Here is a 649-nt window from a genome sequence, read left to right as displayed (position 1 = left end):
CACAAAGGACCGTGGGCTGAAGCCGACGCGCTGGCGCAGGCCATGAGCGAGTTCGGGCAGGAAGGCGGGCAGCAGGCCGAGGGCGCGCCGCAGCCAGCGGCCTACGTGCCGTCCGCATGGGCGCGGCGCATGCTCATGGCAGAAGACTTCAGCGCCACAGCCCAAGCCCAGCGCCTGGCAGGCGCGCTGGCCAGCTTTGCGCCGCCGGCGGCAGCCAGCGCGCAAACCAGCCCGGCCAGCCTTGAAGCGCAGCCCGGCGGTTTCCGGCCCCTGCTGGCGGCCAGCGCGTGAAGCCGGGGGCAGGCCGAAGCGGCGGGCAAGCCCTGCCTGCGGCCTGCCCATTGACCCAAAAACAGGAGCGAAATTGACCCCTGTCAAAATGCCATCAGCGCCCATTCCACGGGGACATCATGCTATTGATCCGATAGCTGAAATGAGGCTTCCTGCACGCCATGCCGTGCCGCGTGCAGAGGGCGCTGGCACGCCTGTGCGCCGCGCCGGGCCGGTACGCGCCGGGCAGGCAATCTGAAACGCGCCATGCAATCCACAGCCTGCACGGCCCCTCAGGCCCCTTCAGCCCCTCCGGCTTCTTCGGCTTCTTCGGCGGATGCCTGCGCGCCGCCGCCTGATTCGGGCTTGCTGGCGCTGC

1 protein-coding gene is annotated in these 649 nt (G+C 70.1%); it reads left to right on the top strand.

Annotated elements, in window-relative coordinates; all coding sequences use genetic code 11:
- Positions 1-291, top strand: a 291-nt coding sequence (locus QB898_RS13150) for a hypothetical protein (protein WP_279525312.1), incomplete at its 5' end; no start/stop codon positions are given.
- Positions 292-649 lie beyond the last annotated feature (358 nt).

The organism is Ottowia cancrivicina, assembly GCF_029813755.1.
Taxonomy (GTDB): Bacteria; Pseudomonadota; Gammaproteobacteria; order Burkholderiales; family Burkholderiaceae_C; genus Ottowia; species Ottowia massiliensis.
Note: the sequence above shows the minus strand (reverse complement) of the source record. Positions and strands in the feature narration are given on the sequence as shown.